18 protein-coding genes are annotated in these 17,566 nt (G+C 40.4%); 11 read left to right on the top strand and 7 right to left on the bottom strand.

Annotated features, from left to right (window positions below; genetic code table 11):
• Window positions 1-89: 89 nt before the first annotated feature.
• Together MURRU_RS03070 and MURRU_RS03075 are read left to right on the top strand one after the other, a co-directional pair.
• Window positions 90-800, top strand: a complete 711-nt coding sequence (locus tag MURRU_RS03070; protein ID WP_014031955.1) for a class I SAM-dependent methyltransferase — start codon at window positions 90-92, stop codon at window positions 798-800.
• A 41-nt stretch (window positions 801-841) separates the two neighbouring features.
• Window positions 842-1,642, top strand: coding sequence for a hypothetical protein (locus MURRU_RS03075; RefSeq protein ID WP_014031956.1), 801 nt, complete (start codon window positions 842-844; stop codon window positions 1,640-1,642).
• 9 nt (window positions 1,643-1,651) lie between these two features.
• Here MURRU_RS03075 and MURRU_RS03080 read toward each other — a convergent pair whose 3' ends face one another.
• A complete protein-coding gene (locus MURRU_RS03080; RefSeq protein ID WP_041801267.1) occupies window positions 1,652-2,284 on the bottom strand; it encodes a 7-carboxy-7-deazaguanine synthase QueE in 633 nt (210 codons plus the stop codon).
• A 33-nt stretch (window positions 2,285-2,317) separates the two neighbouring features.
• Entirely contained in the window at window positions 2,318-2,770 is a 453-nt protein-coding gene (locus tag MURRU_RS03085) for a RidA family protein (RefSeq protein WP_014031958.1), read from the bottom strand.
• 56 nt (window positions 2,771-2,826) lie between these two features.
• Here MURRU_RS03085 and MURRU_RS03090 point away from each other — a divergent pair, with 56 nt between their 5' ends.
• The gene (locus tag MURRU_RS03090; protein WP_014031959.1) at window positions 2,827-4,329 is read left to right on the top strand and encodes a helicase HerA-like domain-containing protein; all 1,503 of its coding nucleotides are present in this window, start codon (window positions 2,827-2,829) and stop codon (window positions 4,327-4,329) included.
• Between the two features lie 7 nt (window positions 4,330-4,336).
• On the top strand, window positions 4,337-4,885 hold the full coding sequence (locus MURRU_RS03095) for a hypothetical protein (RefSeq protein WP_014031960.1): 549 nt from the start codon (window positions 4,337-4,339) through the stop codon (window positions 4,883-4,885).
• Between the two features lie 10 nt (window positions 4,886-4,895).
• Here the strand turns inward: MURRU_RS03095 and MURRU_RS03100 are convergent, their stop codons facing one another.
• Window positions 4,896-5,318 (bottom strand): winged helix-turn-helix transcriptional regulator, encoded by a 423-nt coding sequence (locus tag MURRU_RS03100; protein WP_014031961.1) that lies wholly within the window; start codon window positions 5,316-5,318, stop codon window positions 4,896-4,898.
• Window positions 5,319-5,415: 97 nt separating this feature from the next.
• Here MURRU_RS03100 and MURRU_RS03105 point away from each other — a divergent pair, with 97 nt between their 5' ends.
• Complete coding sequence (locus MURRU_RS03105) at window positions 5,416-6,255, top strand: alpha/beta fold hydrolase (protein WP_014031962.1); 840 nt, start codon at window positions 5,416-5,418, stop codon at window positions 6,253-6,255.
• A 33-nt stretch (window positions 6,256-6,288) separates the two neighbouring features.
• Complete coding sequence (locus MURRU_RS17875; protein ID WP_014031963.1) at window positions 6,289-6,711, top strand: VOC family protein; 423 nt, start codon at window positions 6,289-6,291, stop codon at window positions 6,709-6,711.
• Window position 6,712: 1 nt separating this feature from the next.
• On the opposite strand, the gene MURRU_RS03115 is transcribed toward MURRU_RS17875, so the two are convergent.
• Complete coding sequence (locus MURRU_RS03115; protein WP_014031964.1) at window positions 6,713-7,339, bottom strand: DUF2306 domain-containing protein; 627 nt, start codon at window positions 7,337-7,339, stop codon at window positions 6,713-6,715.
• Between the two features lie 120 nt (window positions 7,340-7,459).
• Here MURRU_RS03115 and MURRU_RS17880 point away from each other — a divergent pair, with 120 nt between their 5' ends.
• Window positions 7,460-7,600, top strand: coding sequence for a hypothetical protein (locus tag MURRU_RS17880; protein ID WP_014031965.1), 141 nt, complete (start codon window positions 7,460-7,462; stop codon window positions 7,598-7,600).
• Between the two features lie 5 nt (window positions 7,601-7,605).
• Here the strand turns inward: MURRU_RS17880 and folD are convergent, their stop codons facing one another.
• On the bottom strand, window positions 7,606-8,484 hold the full coding sequence (gene folD / locus MURRU_RS03120; protein ID WP_014031966.1) for a bifunctional methylenetetrahydrofolate dehydrogenase/methenyltetrahydrofolate cyclohydrolase FolD: 879 nt from the start codon (window positions 8,482-8,484) through the stop codon (window positions 7,606-7,608).
• Window positions 8,485-8,588: 104 nt separating this feature from the next.
• The gene (ffh, locus tag MURRU_RS03125) at window positions 8,589-9,917 is read right to left on the bottom strand and encodes a signal recognition particle protein (RefSeq protein WP_014031967.1); all 1,329 of its coding nucleotides are present in this window, start codon (window positions 9,915-9,917) and stop codon (window positions 8,589-8,591) included.
• Window positions 9,918-10,220: 303 nt separating this feature from the next.
• Between ffh and MURRU_RS03130 the strand changes: the two genes are divergently transcribed.
• Window positions 10,221-11,207 carry an IS110 family RNA-guided transposase gene (locus MURRU_RS03130; RefSeq protein WP_014031968.1) on the top strand — a complete coding sequence of 329 codons (987 nt, stop codon included), beginning with the start codon at window positions 10,221-10,223 and terminating at the stop codon, window positions 11,205-11,207.
• Window positions 11,208-11,423: 216 nt separating this feature from the next.
• On the opposite strand, the gene MURRU_RS03135 is transcribed toward MURRU_RS03130, so the two are convergent.
• On the bottom strand, window positions 11,424-13,184 hold the full coding sequence (locus MURRU_RS03135) for a hypothetical protein (protein ID WP_014031969.1): 1,761 nt from the start codon (window positions 13,182-13,184) through the stop codon (window positions 11,424-11,426).
• 113 nt (window positions 13,185-13,297) lie between these two features.
• Here MURRU_RS03135 and MURRU_RS03140 point away from each other — a divergent pair, with 113 nt between their 5' ends.
• The 3 genes from MURRU_RS03140 (at window position 13,298) to MURRU_RS03150 (ending at window position 17,480) form a co-directional block, all read left to right on the top strand.
• Window positions 13,298-13,798 carry an RNA polymerase sigma factor gene (locus MURRU_RS03140; RefSeq protein ID WP_014031970.1) on the top strand — a complete coding sequence of 167 codons (501 nt, stop codon included), beginning with the start codon at window positions 13,298-13,300 and terminating at the stop codon, window positions 13,796-13,798.
• A 222-nt stretch (window positions 13,799-14,020) separates the two neighbouring features.
• Window positions 14,021-14,935 carry a FecR family protein gene (locus MURRU_RS03145; RefSeq protein ID WP_014031971.1) on the top strand — a complete coding sequence of 305 codons (915 nt, stop codon included), beginning with the start codon at window positions 14,021-14,023 and terminating at the stop codon, window positions 14,933-14,935.
• Window positions 14,913-17,480: a TonB-dependent receptor gene (locus MURRU_RS03150; protein WP_014031972.1), complete on the top strand. Its 2,568-nt coding sequence runs from the start codon at window positions 14,913-14,915 to the stop codon at window positions 17,478-17,480. Before MURRU_RS03145 ends, MURRU_RS03150 begins: the two co-directional genes overlap by 23 nt.
• Window positions 17,481-17,566 lie beyond the last annotated feature (86 nt).

The raw sequence follows: 17,566 nt of genomic DNA on the forward strand, positions 1-17,566 counted from the left end.
ATGTGCAGACAAACATTCAAGAACAAACTTATCCATTTTAAAGCTTTCTCTGCAATTAAAGTCACACCTTTGCAAAATAAATGCGAAACATGGCAGACGTTTTTGGAATGGCACTGAGAGATTATCAAAATGGCCATTACACGGAAGACATAAAAACATATTCCTCTTTGGATGAAACCGATGTAATTCCTGTTCCCTATTTGTTCCGAGAGTTTGATGAAATGCCTAAAATTGAGCAAAAGGCGCTTCAATTAGCTCGTGGAAAAATATTGGATATTGGTGCTGGAGCAGGAAATCATGCCCTTTATCTACAAAAAAAAGGATTTGATGTCACCGCCTTGGACAATTCCGAAGGATGCATTGCTGTTTGTAAAGAAAGAGGCATCCATTCGACAGTCGTAAGTGATGTATTGGATTATGCCGATGAACGTTACGATACCTTACTCCTACTTATGAACGGCATTGGATTGGCAGGCAAACTGAACAATTTAAGCCGTTTTCTACAGTATTTGGCCTCATTATTGCTACCTAATGGACAGATTTTATTGGATTCCAGCGATATTATTTACATGTTTGAACAGGATGAAGATGGCGGATACTGGATTCCCAATGATGGAACCTATTATGGCGAAGTAGTTTTTGAAATGGAATACAAAGGCCAAAAAGGCAAACCGTTTGATTGGGTTTATGTAGATTTCGATACCTTGCAAAACGCTTGTGAATCCAATGGCCTCAGTTGCGAACTTGTAATTTCTGGTGAGCATTATGACTATTTGGCCAAGCTTACGTTAAAAGAATAATAGATTCCGATGTGGAACGTTTTAGTACATATTAACTTGTTATGAAAAAAATTGCGCTTTACGCTTTATGTAGTTTTGGATTACTGATAAGCTGTTCCAAAGATGCGGATATCTCGTCATCGGATTCCACTATTAACATTGACAAATCTGGAAATCGCCTATCTACAGGGGCTTCTGCTAGAAACTTGTTGTCCAATGATACTTTTGACAAACTTTTGATTGAAATTGATTATGTCACCGGTTTTGCACCCACCGCTGGGGCAATCGCCAATTTTGAAGAGTTTTTAAGAGCGCGCACCTACAAAGAAAGTATTGAGCTTAAATATACTGCACTATCCTCTCCGAATGAAGAAACATTGACTCTTGAAGAAGTAGTTGACTTGGAAAAAGAGAACAGAAACGAATACAACAATGGTTCCACATTGGCCATTCATATTTACTTTGCCGATGCCCCTGCCGACAGTGACGATGAAAGTGAGGGCCTTGTAACCTTAGGAGCTGTGTATCGCAATACTTCCATGGTTATTTACGAATCCACCGTAAAAAAAATTGCCAACAGCAGCACATCCGTGAGCACCGAAGAGGTTGAGACTGCCACGCTCTTGCATGAGTTCGGCCATTTATTCGGTCTGGTCAATTTGTCAACTCAATCCGTTAACGAGCACGAAGACACCGAATCCGACAACCATTGCAATGTGGATGGCTGTTTAATGCGTTCGGAACTGGAATTTGGGTCTTCCTTACTTAAACAAATGGAAAAAAATGCTTCCAAAGGCTTGGCTTCCATTCCAGATTTGGGTCCCGAATGTATTTTGGACCTTCAGAAATATGGGGGCCGTTAATCTTTTGGCTCAAGGAATATTCAAATACTTATGGGTCTGTAAAGAAACCTTCCATTTCGGATGTTTCATCACATAATCCACAATTTGCGGCACCATTTTGTCGCGAACGCTCCATTCAGGCTGTAAATATAGAATACAATCATCATTGACTTTGGCCGCTTGTTCCTCGGCGAAAATAAAATCGTGCTTGTTGTAAACAATTACCTTAAGCTCGTGGGCTTTTCTATAAATATCGTCCACAGGAAGTTTGTTTTTTTTGGGCGATAGACAAATCCAATCCCAAACACCCGTCAATGGGTAAGCTCCAGAGGTTTCGATATGAATCTTCATGTTTTTGGCCTTAAGTCCTTGGGTCAATGGTCCCATGTCCCAAGTAAGCGGTTCACCTCCAGTAATTACTATGGTATCCGAATATTTTTCAGCATTGGCTATAATACTATCAATAGGTGTTGGGGGATGTGTTTCGGCATTCCAACTTTCCTTAACATCGCACCAATGGCAACCCACATCGCAGCCGCCAATCCTTATAAAATAAGCAGCTGTTCCTTTGTGGTACCCCTCCCCTTGAATCGTATAAAATTCTTCCATCAAAGGGAGCGTTAAGCCCTTTTCCACCAAATCCATCACGTTTTCTTCTACCATGGTGCAAAGATAATTCACTTCTATGGTTTGGCCTTATTTTACGGCAATAACATCAATTTCTATGTTACCCTTGGCTGCAATACCCTTGGCTGCAAAGGTGGTTCTTGCCGGTTTTTTGGTGAAATATTGGGTGTAAACTTCATTAAAGGCCGCAAAATCGTCAATATTGGCTAAAATCACGGTGCATTTTACCACATGGTCCAAGGTCATATCATGCTGAGCCAAAACGGCCTCAATATTTTTAATGGCCTGTTCAGTTTCAGTTTTAACTCCGCCTTTAACGAGTGTGCGAGTCGTGTGGTCCATCCCTATCTGACCAGCCAAAAAGTACATATTGCCAGCCTGTACCACATCACTAAAAGGGGCGTTTTGTTTTTTGGGCTCATGCGACTTATGGAAAATAATCTCGGTAGTTTCTTGTGCATAGGAAGTAGCCATTGCCCCGCTCATCAAAATAAACAACAATGCATAGTGGAAAGGTTTCATAATCTCATTTTTAGTTTTGCTTAAAATTACCCTATTTTTATCGGAAATTGAACAGGATGGGCAGCAAAGAAGAATTCTTTGAACACATTGAACATGGGTACACCATGAAGGGCGATTACATAACCTTGGGTGCCGGAATGTTGGATGGCGAAACCATGACCAACGCTTACATAAAGGTTCCCCTAAAAATGATGAATCGTCATGGCCTAATTGCAGGGGCAACGGGAACGGGAAAGACAAAATCGCTACAAGTATTGGCCGAAAACCTATCCGATAAAGGGATCCCCGTGTTGCTCATGGACCTTAAAGGTGATCTTAGTGGCATTGCCCAACCCAGCCCTGGACATCCAAAAATTGATGAACGTCAAGAAAAAATAGGCCTTCCTTTTGAAGCCAAGGGGTTTCCCGTAGAAATTATGTCACTTTCAGAACAGAACGGTGTTCGCTTACGGGCCACGGTATCGGAGTTTGGTCCCGTGTTGCTTTCCAGAATCTTGGACCTGAGCGTTACCCAAGAAGGTATTGTTGCCGTAGTATTCAAATATTGTGATGACAACAAGCTGCCACTCCTTGACCTCAAGGATTTTAAAAAAGTACTGCAATATGCCACTGGCGAAGGGAAAGAGGAGTTCCGAAAAGAGTACGGTCGTATTTCAACCAGTTCCACAGGAACCATTTTGAGGAAAATTATTGAACTAGAGCAGCAGGGTGCCGACCTCTTTTTTGGGGAAAAGTCGTTTGATGTGGAAGATTTGGTCCGAATCGATGAAAATGGACGCGGCTATGTGAATATTATCCGATTGACCGATATCCAAGATCGTCCAAAACTCTTCTCAACTTTTATGTTGAGTCTTTTGGCAGAAATCTACTCCACTTTTCCCGAACAAGGGGACAGCGACAGACCTGAGCTGGTACTGTTTATAGATGAGGCCCACCTGATTTTTGACAATGCAAGCAAAGCACTTTTGGACCAGATTGAAAGTATTGTGAAGCTCATACGTTCCAAGGGAATCGGACTTTATTTTGTGACGCAAAACCCAACCGATGTACCAGACGATGTCCTAGCGCAGTTGGGCTTGAAAGTTCAGCATGCGCTCCGTGCTTTTACCGCCAAAGACCGCAAAGCCATAAAACTAACAGCACAAAACTATCCCATTTCCGATTATTACGATACGGCAGAGGTATTGACTTCGTTGGGAACGGGAGAAGCATTGGTATCCGCATTGGACGAAAAAGGACGCCCAATGCCATTGGCAGCTACAATGATGCGTGCGCCGATGAGCCGCATGGATATTTTGAACGATGACGAGTTAAAAGATGTACTGGGCCAGTCCAAATTAATTAAAAAATACAATGAGGAGATAGACCGTGAAAGCGCCTACGAAATCCTCTCCGAAAAGATTGAAAGAGCCGAAAAAGAAGCCGAAAAGGAAGAAAAATCAACATCCCAAAGGTCCTCCAGCAGAAGAAGCACCCGAATGAATCCTGTGGTTAAAGTTTTAACCAGTGCTACATTTATAAGGGGTGTTTTAGGAGTATTAAAAAAAGTGATTCGATAATATATATATGAAAAAGACAAGCCGAGTAATTGCCCTATTTTTTGGGATTACATTAATCCATTCCTGCCAAAAGGATACCACATTCTTGATTACAGAAACCAGTGTTGGACCATTGACCCAGACCACCAAGGTCAATGAATTGGAAAGCACCTTTGTGAAAGATTCCGTTGTTGGAGACACAGCCCGAATCAATTTAGGCACATCCACCAAAAAAATCGAGGTATTTGAAAAGGGAGGCAAACACCTCTTGACCCTAACCCCCAATTCTGATAGCATCCCTACTATTCAAAATGTTAGAATCATGGATTCCAGATATGTATCAGAAAAAGGAATTGGGCTTCAAAGTACTTTTAAGGATATCCAGAACAAATACAGTATCAAAAAAATTGTGACGACCTTAAACAGTATTGTGGTCTTCCCAAAGGGCAGCAATCTTTATTTTACCATTGACAAGGAAGAGCTACCAGAAAGTCTACGCTTTTCAACTTCGGATATTGAAGCGGTACAAATACCGGACAATGCCAAAATTAAATATTTGATGTTGGGTTGGGAATAGTTTAACTGGGTTAGAGCAACCCGAATTTTTCGCGATTGGCCAAAACCTTTGGGCTGTTATCGTGCATCCATTCGGCCAATTCCAGAAGTTTTTCCACATAAGATTGTCCAAAATCCGTGAGACTATACTCTACACGAATAGGTACTTCAGGATACGCTTTACGAGCAATGTAACCGTCCGCCTCAAGAACTTTTAAACGCTGGCTTAATACCTTATTGGATATTCCGTAAACGTATTTCTTGAGTTTGTTGAACCGGAGCAAAGGAAAATATCCCAACCAAAGAAGAATCAATATACTCCATTGGTCAGAAGCTACAGACATTACGTCGCGAACCGGGCATAATTCGGGCGGGTTCTTGTAATCAATATGCCCAAACATTTTTTCCAATTTTTTTACCGTCCTAACTTTCTGATTATCAGTAATAGTTTCCATTTACACACTTAGTTTTCAATCTGTCACTTCTTTTGTTTTCTAAAATGAATATGTACTTTTAGTATCAAATTAAGAGTAAGTTACAAAAAGTAACCTTATGAAAAGACTGCTCAATAAAATAATTCCATTGGCTTACGGGCAATATTATAATGCTTATACACTGGTTGCACCAAAAAAGGCAGCCGATAGTGCTTTTCATTTGTTCTGCACAGTCAGAAAAGGGAGGGTTAGACCGGAACAAGCAGCATATTTGGACGGAGCCAAACTAGCTATTGAAGAGGTTGCCGGACATAAGATACAATCATATCATTGGCCAGGGGACAAAGAAACCGTTTTGTTGGTCCATGGTTGGGAGAGCAACACCTTTAGATGGCGCAACCTTATCAAAAAACTTAAGGAGGCCGATTTCAACATTATTGCTTTTGATGCGCCTTCACATGGCTATTCTTCTGGAAAACACTTATATGTGCCTTTGTATGAGGAAGCCGTAAACTATATGGTGACAAAGTACAATCCAAAACATCTGATTGGGCATTCGGTAGGGGGAATGACCATTATTTACAACCAATATAAAAATCCAAATACCCATGTTAAAAAAATGGTCACTATTGGTTCTCCATCGGAATTCCATGAGATTATGGAGCATTTTCAAGATTTGTTAAAGTTTAATAACAGGGTGATGAAACATTTGGATAAGTACGTGTACAGCCGTTTTGGATTCCGTATTGATGAGTTTTCTACTTCCAAATTTGCACAATCCATCAGCAAAAAAGGGTTGTTGTTTCATGATAAGCACGACAACATTACTCCTTACCATGCATCGGTTGCTGTAAATAAAAATTGGAAAGACAGTACGTTGGTAAGTACTGAGGGATTGGGACATTCTATGCACCAAGACGATGTGAACGACCAAATCATATCTTTTTTGGAAGCTTGATAAAGTTGTCCTAATTTTCAGAAAAAATAGACCATGCAAAAAATAACCCCTTTTCATGTTGCCGTTCCAGTACACAATTTGGATGAATGTAGAATTTTTTACCGCGATGTACTTGGGTGTGAAGAAGGTAGAAGTGCCGAACAATGGGTAGATTTTAACTTTTTCGGACATCAGTTCGTGATCCATTATAAACCAAAGTCCGAAGAAGAGACACACACCAACCCCGTTGATGGTAAAAATGTACCTGTGCCCCATTATGGTGTGGTTTTGCCATGGGATACCTTTCAAACATTTTCCAAAACGTTAATAGAAAAAGGTGTCAATTTTGTAATTGAACCTTACATTCGGTTTAAAGGGGAGCCCGGGGAACAGGCGACCATGTTCTTTTTAGACCCTGCCGGCAATGCTTTGGAATTCAAAGCTTTTAAGGATATAGGGCAATTGTTTGCCAAATAGTTTAAACTAGGTTCAGACCTTTTTTGCGTACCCAAAGCTGGGCAAAAATCATATTGGGCACCCAACAAAGCCAAGCAACTATTTTATAGGCCAGTAAAAACTCTCCAAATATGATGGTAAGGAACGGTAGCCAAATACGCAAGGTGACCGCTGCAAAACAAGCTGCGTAGCTGTAGATCATTAAACCTTGATGCAAGGAAAGGTCTTTGTTTTTTACCGCAATATAGGCTCGTAAGGTAGTAAAGAGCCAAATCACGCCAAGACTTATAAACCCCAAGGAAGAAATAATACCTCCAGTGGCAAAAAAACCAAGGTAAACACCGCACAGCCCACTGACCAAGGCAGAAAAAACATAAACTCTACCCAAATTCCTATGCAGATTTAAATGCTTGGCCCGGAGTTTTTTTATAAACTGGGACCATCCCGATAAAAGAGCAATACCCCCAAAACTAATATGCCCGTAAAAAGCAATTCTCCAGACTTCGTTGGACAAGACTTCATTGGATTTACTCAACAACAGGCCAAATTCTTCGGTAGCAAATAGGTAGATTAAAGGGTAAAAACCAATTCCTATGGCCAAAAACACAAAAACCACCCAAGCTACTTTGTTCCGAACTGTTTGAGCCATATCGCTTTATTTACCAAGAAGTAAGTTATCGATATTTTGGAAATAAAAACAAGAATATTGATGGTAATTCGTTATAAATGTATTGATTAGGCTCTTAAGCCAAACCCAAATCGTACTATTATGAAGACAATTTTACTCCTGATTACCCTTATTTTTTCAGCTATGGCGGTATCCAGTTGCACCAACGACGAAGGTGAGACCGAGTTTGAATTTTTGACCCCCGAAGAAGAGCAAAAAGCAGAGCAAGAAAACGCAAACTAGGTTTTTTACGCGTTGTGGCGCTCTCGGGCCAACAAGGTGTTCTTAAGCAACATAGCAATGGTCATAGGCCCTACCCCTCCCGGAACCGGTGTAATGTACGATGCTTTTTTACTTACATTTTCAAAATCTACATCGCCAGTAATATAATACCCTTTTTCACGTGATTCATCTGGAACACGGGTAATACCTACATCTATTATGGTAACACCATCTTTTACCATATCGGCCTTCAAAAATTTTGGTACTCCCAAAGCAGATATCACAATATCCGCCTGAAGTGTCAACTCCTTTAGATTTTTGGTTCTACTATGTGCAAGGGTCACCGTAGAATTTCCGGGATTCCCCTTTTGGCTCATTAAAATACTTATGGGTCTCCCCACAATATGGCTCCTACCTATTACCACGGTATGTTTACCTTCGGTTTCCACGTTATAACGCTTCAACAGTTCCATAATCCCAAATGGGGTGGCAGAGATAAAAGTCTCCATATCCAAGGCCATTTTACCAAAATTGGTGGGGTGGAATCCGTCCACATCCTTATCGGGGTCAACGGCCATGAGCACCTTTTCCTCATCAATATGTTTTGGTAAGGGTAGTTGAACAATATAGCCGTCGATATCGGGATCATTGTTCAATTGGTATACTTGCTTTAACAAATCTTCCTCGGTGGTTTCTTCTGGAAGATGGATAAGCGTGGACTCGAAGCCTATTTTTTTACAGGAACGCACTTTACTACCCACATAGGTTAGACTGGCCCCATCGTTACCAACCAAAACGGCTGCCAAATGAGGGACTTTTTCACCCCGCTCTTTCATTTGGGCCACCTCAACGGTGATTTCTTCTTTAATCTGGTTCGATACTTTTTTTCCGTCAAGGATTTCCATAGTGATTCTTAAGGTTTTGGCAATTATTCAAGGGGTTTCCGACTTCTGACTTCTGACTTCTGACTTCTGACTTCTGACTTCTGACTTCTGACTTCCTAATAAAATTATTTCATGTTCTGCATCATCTGCATCATCTTTTTGCCTCCACCGCCTTGCATCATCTTCATCATCTTGCTCATTTGATTGAACTGCTTTAACAATTGGTTTACTTCTTGAATGGATGTTCCACTACCGGCAGCTATGCGTTTTTTTCGGCTTGCATTCAATTTGGCAGGTGTAGATCTTTCCTCGGGGGTCATGGAGTGGATAATGGCCTCAATGTGTTTAAAGGCATCATCATCTATATCCAATCCTTTCAATGCCTTTCCTGCACCAGGAATCATTCCCATGAGGTCCTTCATGTTCCCCATTTTCTTGATTTGCTGAATCTGGCTCAAGAAATCATCAAACCCAAACTTATTTTTGGCGATTTTCTTTTGAATCTTACGGGCCTGTTCTTCATCAAACTGCTCTTGGGCACGCTCCACCAAAGACACCACATCTCCCATACCAAGGATACGATCGGCCATTCGGGATGGGTGGAATACATCAATGGCCTCCATTTTTTCACCTGTACCAATAAACTTGATGGGTTTGTCCACCACAGATTTAATGGAAATGGCGGCACCACCTCGGGTATCCCCATCGAGTTTGGTTAGGATCACCCCGTCAAAGTTCAAGACATCGTTAAACGTTTTTGCTGTATTAACGGCATCCTGACCTGTCATGGAATCCACAACGAACAAAGTTTCTTGCGGCTTTATGGCCTTATGGATGTTGGAAATTTCCGTCATCATCTGCTCGTCCACGGCCAAACGACCTGCGGTATCAATGATCACCACGTTACATCCTTTGCTTTTTGCATGGGCAATACCTGCCTTGGCAATTGCAACGGGGTCGTTGTTCTCACGGTCGGAATATACTTCTACCCCTATTTGGTCACCTACTACGTGTAATTGGTCTATCGCTGCTGGACGGTACACATCACAGGCTACCAAAAGCGGTTTCTTTGTTTTTTTGTTTTTGAGATAATTGGCGAGTTTACCGGAAAAGGTGGTTTTACCAGAACCTTGCAAACCTGACATCAAGATTACCGAGGGGTCACCTGAGAGGTCTATCCCTTCTGCTTCGCCCCCCATAAGTTCGGTAAGCTCATCTTTAACCAGTTTTACCATGAGTTGACCTGGCTGAAGGCTGGTAAGTACGTTTTGGCCCATTGCTTTTTCCTTTACCGTATTGGTAAATTCCTTAGCAATCTTAAAGTTGACATCGGCATCCAACAAAGCCCTTCGAACCTCCTTAAGGGTTTCAGCTACATTGATTTCCGTAATCTGTCCATGCCCTTTGAGGACGTGAAGTGCCTTATCTAATTTTTCACTTAAATTATCGAACATGTGTTCTTTGTTTTAAAGGAGGGGACAAATTTAAGAATAATATAAAAGCCTGTTTGGGAATTTGTCAATTGTTTTCCCATGTCCCTTCCTGCCTGTCGGCTCTTAGGTTTGTATTGTTAAATCTAAGTATCTTAAAAAGGAAAAGGATGGGTGAACTTACCTGCCGGCTAGATTAACGATCCATTGCCTGTAATAGTCCCATCCTTAATTTTTTGACTGCCCGGAACCAATTAGAATTTTAGACTTGAAGGTCTATTAAGAGTCTTAGTCCAAAGGCAATCATTAACCTAATCCAAATGTACTATGAAAAAAGAATTTATTGGGATTGATGTATCAAAAAACACATTAGATGTTTCACTGCACTTTTCAAAAGCCCACAAGGTCTTCAGTAACACAGCTGAAGGAATCAACAAATTGTTGGCATGGGCAGATGAACAAGTAAAAGGATTTGAGCGCGCATTTTGCTTTGAACATACGGGTATCTATAGTTTGCTGCTCTGTGAATTTATGGAGCAACGACAGCTTATCTATTATGTGATACCTGGTTTGGAGCTGAAGCGTTCCCTGGGGATCCAACGCGGGAAGAATGACAAAGTGGATGCCCAGGCCATTGCACGGTATGCTTGCTTGTTTGAACAGGAGCTTACCCGCCATGAACTTCCGTCCGCTACCTTGTTAAAATTGAAAAACCTTCTTTCTTACAGGTCAAAACTTATAAGACAACGAACAGCACACCTTAATCATATCACAGAACTTAAAAAAGTATTGCTACAAACACAAGACAACCCGATTGTAGCTTCTTCTCAAAAGATCGTAGAGATGCTGACCCAAGAAATCCGTCAGATAGAAAAACTCATGGGGGTTCAGATTAAAAGAGATGAAAAAATTTCCCAGACCTTTAACAACATTACCTCTATCAAAGGTATCGGCTTAATCCTGGCAGCAACTCTGATTACCTCAACGGAAGACTTTAAAGCCTTTAGAACTTGGAGGCAGTTCGCCTGTTATGCCGGAATTGCTCCGTTCGAACATCGGTCAGGAACCAGTATCAAAGGTAAGACCAGGATAAGTCCCTTGGGCAACCGAACATTGAAAACTCTACTCTCACAAGCTGCTGCTACCGCTTTACAGCATGATCCTGAAATCAAATTGTACTACCATCGAAGATTGAAAGCCGGTAAATCCAAAATGTCGACCATTAATGTTATCAGAAACAAAATAGTGAGTAGAGCTTTTGCCGTGGCAAAACGAAATACACCATATGTTAATTTAGTAAAATATGCAGCGTAAAAATTTGCATAAACCTTAGAATACAGGCAGGTTTGCGCATTTTTTCGTTATAATTTTCAACCGTAAATACGGCTATGTTTAAAAATTACGCCTCAAACTGAATCAAAAATGGCCTATACCAATTTCAATCACAAATTTCCAAACAGGCTCTAAAAGAAAAAGGACGGCTCTGGGGCGATCCGTCCTTCTTTTGAAAAAAAAGATTGGGGAAAACTTTTATAGCTTCTCGAACACCAAGTTATCCAAAGAACCATCATCGCTTTCATCAGTAAGTTCGATTCGTGTGGAAGTAATGGAAACCACCTTCCAATCATTGGTCAACTCTACAAGATCGTTCGTGGTATCAAAGTTGATATAGAACTTCAAACCTTCTTCTGAGTCTCTTAGTACCCTCCAAAGACCATTGGCCATAGGGTCTGCATTAATCAATACTTCCACTTGGTGCATCGTAGAGAAGTTAAACTCCATTCCTGTGTAAGAAGTTGTTAGTTGTATTTCTCCCTCTTGATACAGGGCAACATTCCAAGATCCATCCATGATTATGCTTCTAATTTCGGTAACATCGCCATCATCCGTACTGTCATCACATACTTGCAGGAGTACCATTTCATTGTCTGAGTCATCAATATCAAACTTTAAACGGCTATCTGTAAGCTCACTGATGGGCCACTCATAACTTACCTCTGGCTCACCTTCCATAGTAATCATAAGGGATAATTTCAATTGACTGTTGAGTCCTATGTCCCAACTACCTTGTGAAACATTTATACCATTGCCAAGGGTAACCGTTCCTTCTGCCATAAACTGGAATTCATATCCAAGAAGTCTTTTGGTCTCATTCCCTTGGTTTATTATCTTTTTTACAATCCATTCACATTCTTGCAGCATTGTAATCAAGGTTTCCCTATCTACTTCGGATGGTTCTGCATCACAACGTTCCTTAAGTATTATTTTATTGTCGTTGTCTTTATAGAGTTTGATAAAATCATCATGCATTTTATATACATACCATTCCAAAGTAAAATCTGCTGCAGCTTGAAAATCAATACTCAACATCACACCATTGCCCGCCATGCTAGTAGTCCATGTTCCAGTTATACTGGTAGTTGCACTGGCGAGTACTACTGTTCCATCTTGGGAAAAGGTCATCAACTGTTCAAAATATTGCTCAGTATTATCGACCTCATCGCGGATTACTTGTCTAACTTCCAGAGGACAGGCCAGCAAAAGGTCATTAAGTTCCTCTAAAGTGAAATCATCATCGTTATAATCATTATCATCGTCCTCATCACATTCATTTTTGGATGTTTCCAAGGCTGCGGCAAGTTCCGCATTGCTCCCTACCGTAATTTGGGTGCCATCATGTTTTTTTAGAGTAATGGGGAATTGTATGCTAATCAGTTCATTGTCGCCAAGTTCATCAAAAAACCTCCTCATACCTAGGTCGTTCTTTATCTCTACCTGATCGGATTGTTGGTTATCCACACCAAAAGTGAACAAGGTAATTGGGTAAACAAAGTCGATACACTCTATATCGTCATCGTCGCCCCCTTCAATACACTCACGGGCCATTTTTTCAAGCTCACCATAGTTTTTAATGCTTATCTCTGTAAAATCGGAAAGGGTAACTGTAATGGGAAAAGCAATGTCCAAAACGTCGTTGTCGTCGTCCAATCCATCAAAAATTTCTTCAACAATTTCAAGGTCACTTTTAGAATCGATTGTCACATCAACCCCATTTACATTCACTGTATAAGGAAATTGTATGGCAAAACAACTGGCACCATCGACAATATTGTCAAAAGAACCATCATAAGAAGATGTATTTTTAATCAATATAGCTGTTGTAGAATTGGCTGCAATGGCCTGTCCCTCGTCACCTGGGTCAATCTTTTCGTATTCTTTCTGGCAGGAGGACAAACTTAAAACAAGTACAACCAGTACTGTGCGCAACAAGTTGTCAATCAACTTTTTCATAACTTTTGAATTTTGGGGTTATAATTCAATCTTAAAACAACCCTTCTTAAAAAAACCCTACTTTTTCTTAAAAATTTTCAAATATATTTGAACCGAAAAACAAACCCCCATCCATGAGCAACGTATGCGAAGATCATGTTTTCAGCAAAGTTTTTAAGACCCACTCCAAAACGGTCTTCAATTATATCTTTTACAAATTTGGGAATGAGGAAAAGGCTCATGACGCCGTTCAGGAAGCATTTGTAAAACTTTGGCAAAACTGTGCAAAGGTAAGTCCGGAGAAGGCAAAATCCTACGTTTACACAATTGCCAATAATCTATATTTAAATGTGATCAAGGCAGAAAAGGTGAGGTTAAAACATGCTGACAGCCTTGTCAAGGACAGAACAAATGAGTCCCCAGAATTTTTGATGGAGGAAAAAGAATACAAGGAAAAATTGGACAATGCCCTAAATGCTTTGCCCGAAAACCAAAGAACTACTTTTTTGCTCAACCGGATTGATGGAAAAAAATATGCGGAAATTGCAGAAATGGAAGGAGTGAGCATAAAAGCCATTGAAAAAAGGATGCATTTAGCACTCAAGAGCTTACGGGAACAAATTGATGGTATTTAAAGTAGAAAAGATAGACGATAGGAAAGAGACAGGAGCCATTGAACTTGATGTTAGAAGCACGAAGTCAGATGTCAGTTCGCAGTTGGTAGTAGCCCCAGTCTTTGTCGTTTGGCCCTGATCCACGGATCTATGCTCTTGAACTTGAACTTGAACTTGAACTTGAACTTGAAAGGTAGGGTATTTTAAAAGGTAGTTGTTATTATAACGTAAAGCATAAAACCCATGCAAGAAAATTATTTGGCAAAATGGCTCAGTGGAGAGCTTTCGGAAGAGGAGCTTAGGGAGTTCAAAAATTCCCAAGAGTTTGCCTCGTATCAAAAGCTCAAGGATGTTTCAGGCAACTTAAAGGCACCCGATTTTGACACGGAAAAAGCCTTACAGCGCTTGAAAGAAGAGCACATTGACAATGCACCAAAGGTGATTTCCCTGAACCCTTTCAAGAAATTCCTGAGAGTTGCTGCCGTTATTGCCATACTCCTTGCCGGTTCTTATTTTTATGTGAATACCTTAAACGAAAAAGTTACCACGGATTATGCAGAGCGTTCCGAGGTTCTACTGCCCGATAATTCCGAAATCTTTTTGAACGCAGATTCTCAAGTGTCCTTCAATAAAAAGAATTGGGACAATAAAAGAAATGTTGATTTAAAAGGAGAGGCTTTCTTTAAAGTTGCCAAAGGAAAAAAATTCACGGTTTCCACCAAACACGGAACGGTTGCCGTTTTGGGCACACAATTTAATGTAGAAAATAGAAAAGGCTTTTTTGAGGTGACTTGCTATGAAGGTTTGGTAAGCATCACCTACAACAACAAAGAAACCAAATTGCCTGCTGGAACTTCTTTCTTGATGATCAACGGCAAAATTGTCAACATTGGGACGCCCAATGGCACACTCCCATCTTGGATGAACAACGAAAGTAATTTTGAGAGCATCCCCCTAAAATATGTTTTTGCCGAGCTTGAAAGACAGTTCAATGTAAAGGTATCTTCAAAAAATATAGATACAAATCTATTATTTACAGGTTCTTTCAACAACACTAACCTAAATATGGCGTTAAAAAGTATAAGTACCCCCTCCAAAACACGTTACAAAATAGAAGGAGACAACGTACTTTTTTATGCTGGGAACACACAACAATAAGCATTTAGGCCTCGTCCTTGTTTTTTTGCTTTTCATACTCTGCGCCGCCAATGCGCAGGAAAGGCAGCAATCCCCCATTGGCCTTATTTCCTATATAAAAACGTTGGAAAACCGTTTTAACATCAAGTTTTCCTATCTCAATGAAGATTTGGAAGGACTCACCATTTCCATTCCCGAAAACCTTAACTCACTGGAAGGAATTCTACAATATATTGAAGATAAATTTCGTGTAGAAACAAAAAAACTCAATGAACGGTACTACACCCTTACCAAAGAAAACCGCGTAAACCTTTGTGGCGTAGTACTGGATAATTTTGAAGAAAACACGGTTATAGGTGCAACGGTGGAGGTATTGGGAACCGACATTGCCAAAATTACCAACAGCGATGGCACCTTTACCTTGAAAAACATCCCCCGTGATGCCTCACTCAAAATTCGCTATTTGGGCTACATTACCAAATATGTAAAGATCGAAACCCTATTGCAACAAGGTGGATGCCCTAAAATACTATTGGCACAGCATTACGAACAATTGGATGAAGTATTTGTGTACAAATACCTTACCTCAGGAATCATAAAGGAAAAAGATGCCAGTATTACTCTGAAAACTGACGAATTTGGCATCCTTCCAGGACTGATAGAACCGGACATCCTGCAAACCGTACAAGCCCTACCTGGCATTAAGAGTATTGATGAAACGGTATCGGACATTAATGTACGAGGAGGAACCAACGACCAAAACCTAGTACTATGGAACGGCATCAAAATGTATCAGTCCGGACATTTTTTTGGTTTGATATCCGCTTTTAATCCCTACCAAACAGATAAGGTGACCATATACAAAAATGGAACCCCAGCAAATTTCGGGGATGGCGTGAGTAGTGTTATTCAAATGGGAACTGGGAATACAATCTCCGATAGATGGAAGGGAGGCGGAGGATTTAACCTGATAAGCGGGGACGTTTATGGAGAAATTCCGGTAACCAACAAACTCGGCATTCAATTTTCGGCCAGGCGTTCGGCAACCGATTTCCTGAGCACGCCTACCTACAAACAGTTTTTCAATAGGGCCTTTCAAGATAGCGAGATTACGCTTCAAAACAACAATACTGTAGATGACGAATTTATCCGAGATGAAGACTTTTTCTTTTACGACTTTTCCGGAAAAATCCTGTACAACCTCAACCCAGACCATAAAATCAGGCTGAGTGCCATACGTATCAAAAACAATCTAAAATATGAAGAAACCAATGTCTCCGCAGATGAGACCAACACCAGTTTATTAAGACAGGATAATATTTCCGTAGGCGGTCAATTGCAGAGTACTTGGACCGACCGCTTTTCTTCTCATCTCAACATGTATTACTCCAGGTACAATCTGGACGCACAGAATATTTTTGCCAATGGGGTACAGCAATTGTTCCAAAACAACCAAGTGACGGAAAATGCCCTAAAACTGAACACAGATTATATCTTGAACGATGAATTCAGTTGGAGCAATGGCTATCAATATATTGAAACGGGAATAAAAAACTTTACCGAAATCAATCAACCTGACTTCTTCAGCAAAGTTATAGACGTTGCCCGAATCCATGCCCCATACACAGAGTTTGGGTATAGTTCTTTTGAGAACAAATTCATTGGAAAAATCGGTGCCCGCTTTAACTTTATCGAGAATCTGGACACGTTCAAAAAGTTTTTGATCGAACCAAGAATCAACCTAAATTTTAAATTGGCCAATTACCTAAGAGCTGAAGTGTTGGGCGAATTCAAAAGCCAAACCACCAACCAAATCATAGATTTGGAGCAAAACTTTTTGGGCATAGAAAAACGCAGATGGATTCTCTCCAACGATAGCACACTCCCTGTTACCAAAAGCAAACAAGGTTCCGTTGGCATTAATTACGAAAAAAACAATTTTTACGTTGGGGTTGAGGCTTTCTACAAAAACGTAGATGGCATCAGTACAAGTACACAAGGGTTTCAAAACCCGTATCAATTTTCTGGGGAAATTGGAAGTTACGATGTTAAAGGAGTGGAATTGCTCATCAATAAAAAAGGAGAGAACTACAGTACATGGTTGAGCTATGCTTACAATAAAAATGATTATACTTTTGATTCGATAGTACCACAGTCGTTTCCCAATAATTTAGATATAAGGCACACGGTTACCTTTGCAAGCACCTACACCTATAAAGACTTGAAATTAAGTATTGGACTAAACTATAGAACGGGAAAACCATTTACAGAACCTGTTGAAGGAGATGAAGGTTTGGACCAAGATTTTTTTCCACCCAGAATCAATTACCAATCTCCGAACAGTAGCCGATTGCCAGAATATTTTAGGGCGGATGCTTCGGCCATCTATAATTTTCAGTTAAGTAGAAGCATTCGTGCCAATGCGGGACTCTCCATTCTAAATTTTACGAATAGAAAAAATACGCTCAACAAATATTATCGAGTAAACGCGGATGATGAAATTGAGACCGTGGAAAACGTTTCGCTGGGCATTACGCCCAATGTAAGTTTTAGGGTGAGTTTTTAAATTTTGTAGATTTATTCCATCAATCTCCCCGATTTAGCTAGTCTGAATCACCCCTCTTTTGTAAAGAGGGGAACTTTTTAAATAGA

Origin of the sequence: Allomuricauda ruestringensis DSM 13258 (assembly GCF_000224085.1) — a bacterium.
Taxonomy (GTDB): domain Bacteria; phylum Bacteroidota; class Bacteroidia; order Flavobacteriales; family Flavobacteriaceae; genus Flagellimonas; species Flagellimonas ruestringensis.

Bases quoted from the DNA above. Each gene is read 5' to 3' on its own strand.
- ffh (WP_014031967.1), bottom strand. From the start codon at position 9,917: ATGTTCGATAATTTAAGTGAAAAATTAGATAAGGCACTTCACGTCCTC.
- MURRU_RS03115 (WP_014031964.1), bottom strand. From the start codon at position 7,339: ATGGCTCAAACAGTTCGGAACAAAGTAGCTTGGGTGGTTTTTGTGTTT.
- MURRU_RS03075 (WP_014031956.1), top strand. From the start codon at position 842: ATGAAAAAAATTGCGCTTTACGCTTTATGTAGTTTTGGATTACTGATA.
- MURRU_RS17875 (WP_014031963.1), top strand. From the start codon at position 6,289: ATGCAAAAAATAACCCCTTTTCATGTTGCCGTTCCAGTACACAATTTG.
- MURRU_RS03070 (WP_014031955.1), top strand. From the start codon at position 90: ATGGCAGACGTTTTTGGAATGGCACTGAGAGATTATCAAAATGGCCAT.
- MURRU_RS03095 (WP_014031960.1), top strand. From the start codon at position 4,337: ATGAAAAAGACAAGCCGAGTAATTGCCCTATTTTTTGGGATTACATTA.
- MURRU_RS03135 (WP_014031969.1), bottom strand. From the start codon at position 13,184: ATGAAAAAGTTGATTGACAACTTGTTGCGCACAGTACTGGTTGTACTT.
- MURRU_RS03130 (WP_014031968.1), top strand. From the start codon at position 10,221: ATGAAAAAAGAATTTATTGGGATTGATGTATCAAAAAACACATTAGAT.
- folD (WP_014031966.1), bottom strand. From the start codon at position 8,484: ATGGAAATCCTTGACGGAAAAAAAGTATCGAACCAGATTAAAGAAGAA.
- MURRU_RS03090 (WP_014031959.1), top strand. From the start codon at position 2,827: ATGGGCAGCAAAGAAGAATTCTTTGAACACATTGAACATGGGTACACC.
- MURRU_RS03150 (WP_014031972.1), top strand. From the start codon at position 14,913: ATGCTGGGAACACACAACAATAAGCATTTAGGCCTCGTCCTTGTTTTT.
- MURRU_RS17880 (WP_014031965.1), top strand. From the start codon at position 7,460: ATGAAGACAATTTTACTCCTGATTACCCTTATTTTTTCAGCTATGGCG.
- MURRU_RS03145 (WP_014031971.1), top strand. From the start codon at position 14,021: ATGCAAGAAAATTATTTGGCAAAATGGCTCAGTGGAGAGCTTTCGGAA.
- MURRU_RS03100 (WP_014031961.1), bottom strand. From the start codon at position 5,318: ATGGAAACTATTACTGATAATCAGAAAGTTAGGACGGTAAAAAAATTG.
- MURRU_RS03105 (WP_014031962.1), top strand. From the start codon at position 5,416: ATGAAAAGACTGCTCAATAAAATAATTCCATTGGCTTACGGGCAATAT.
- MURRU_RS03085 (WP_014031958.1), bottom strand. From the start codon at position 2,770: ATGAAACCTTTCCACTATGCATTGTTGTTTATTTTGATGAGCGGGGCA.
- MURRU_RS03140 (WP_014031970.1), top strand. From the start codon at position 13,298: ATGAGCAACGTATGCGAAGATCATGTTTTCAGCAAAGTTTTTAAGACC.
- MURRU_RS03080 (WP_041801267.1), bottom strand. From the start codon at position 2,284: ATGGTAGAAGAAAACGTGATGGATTTGGTGGAAAAGGGCTTAACGCTC.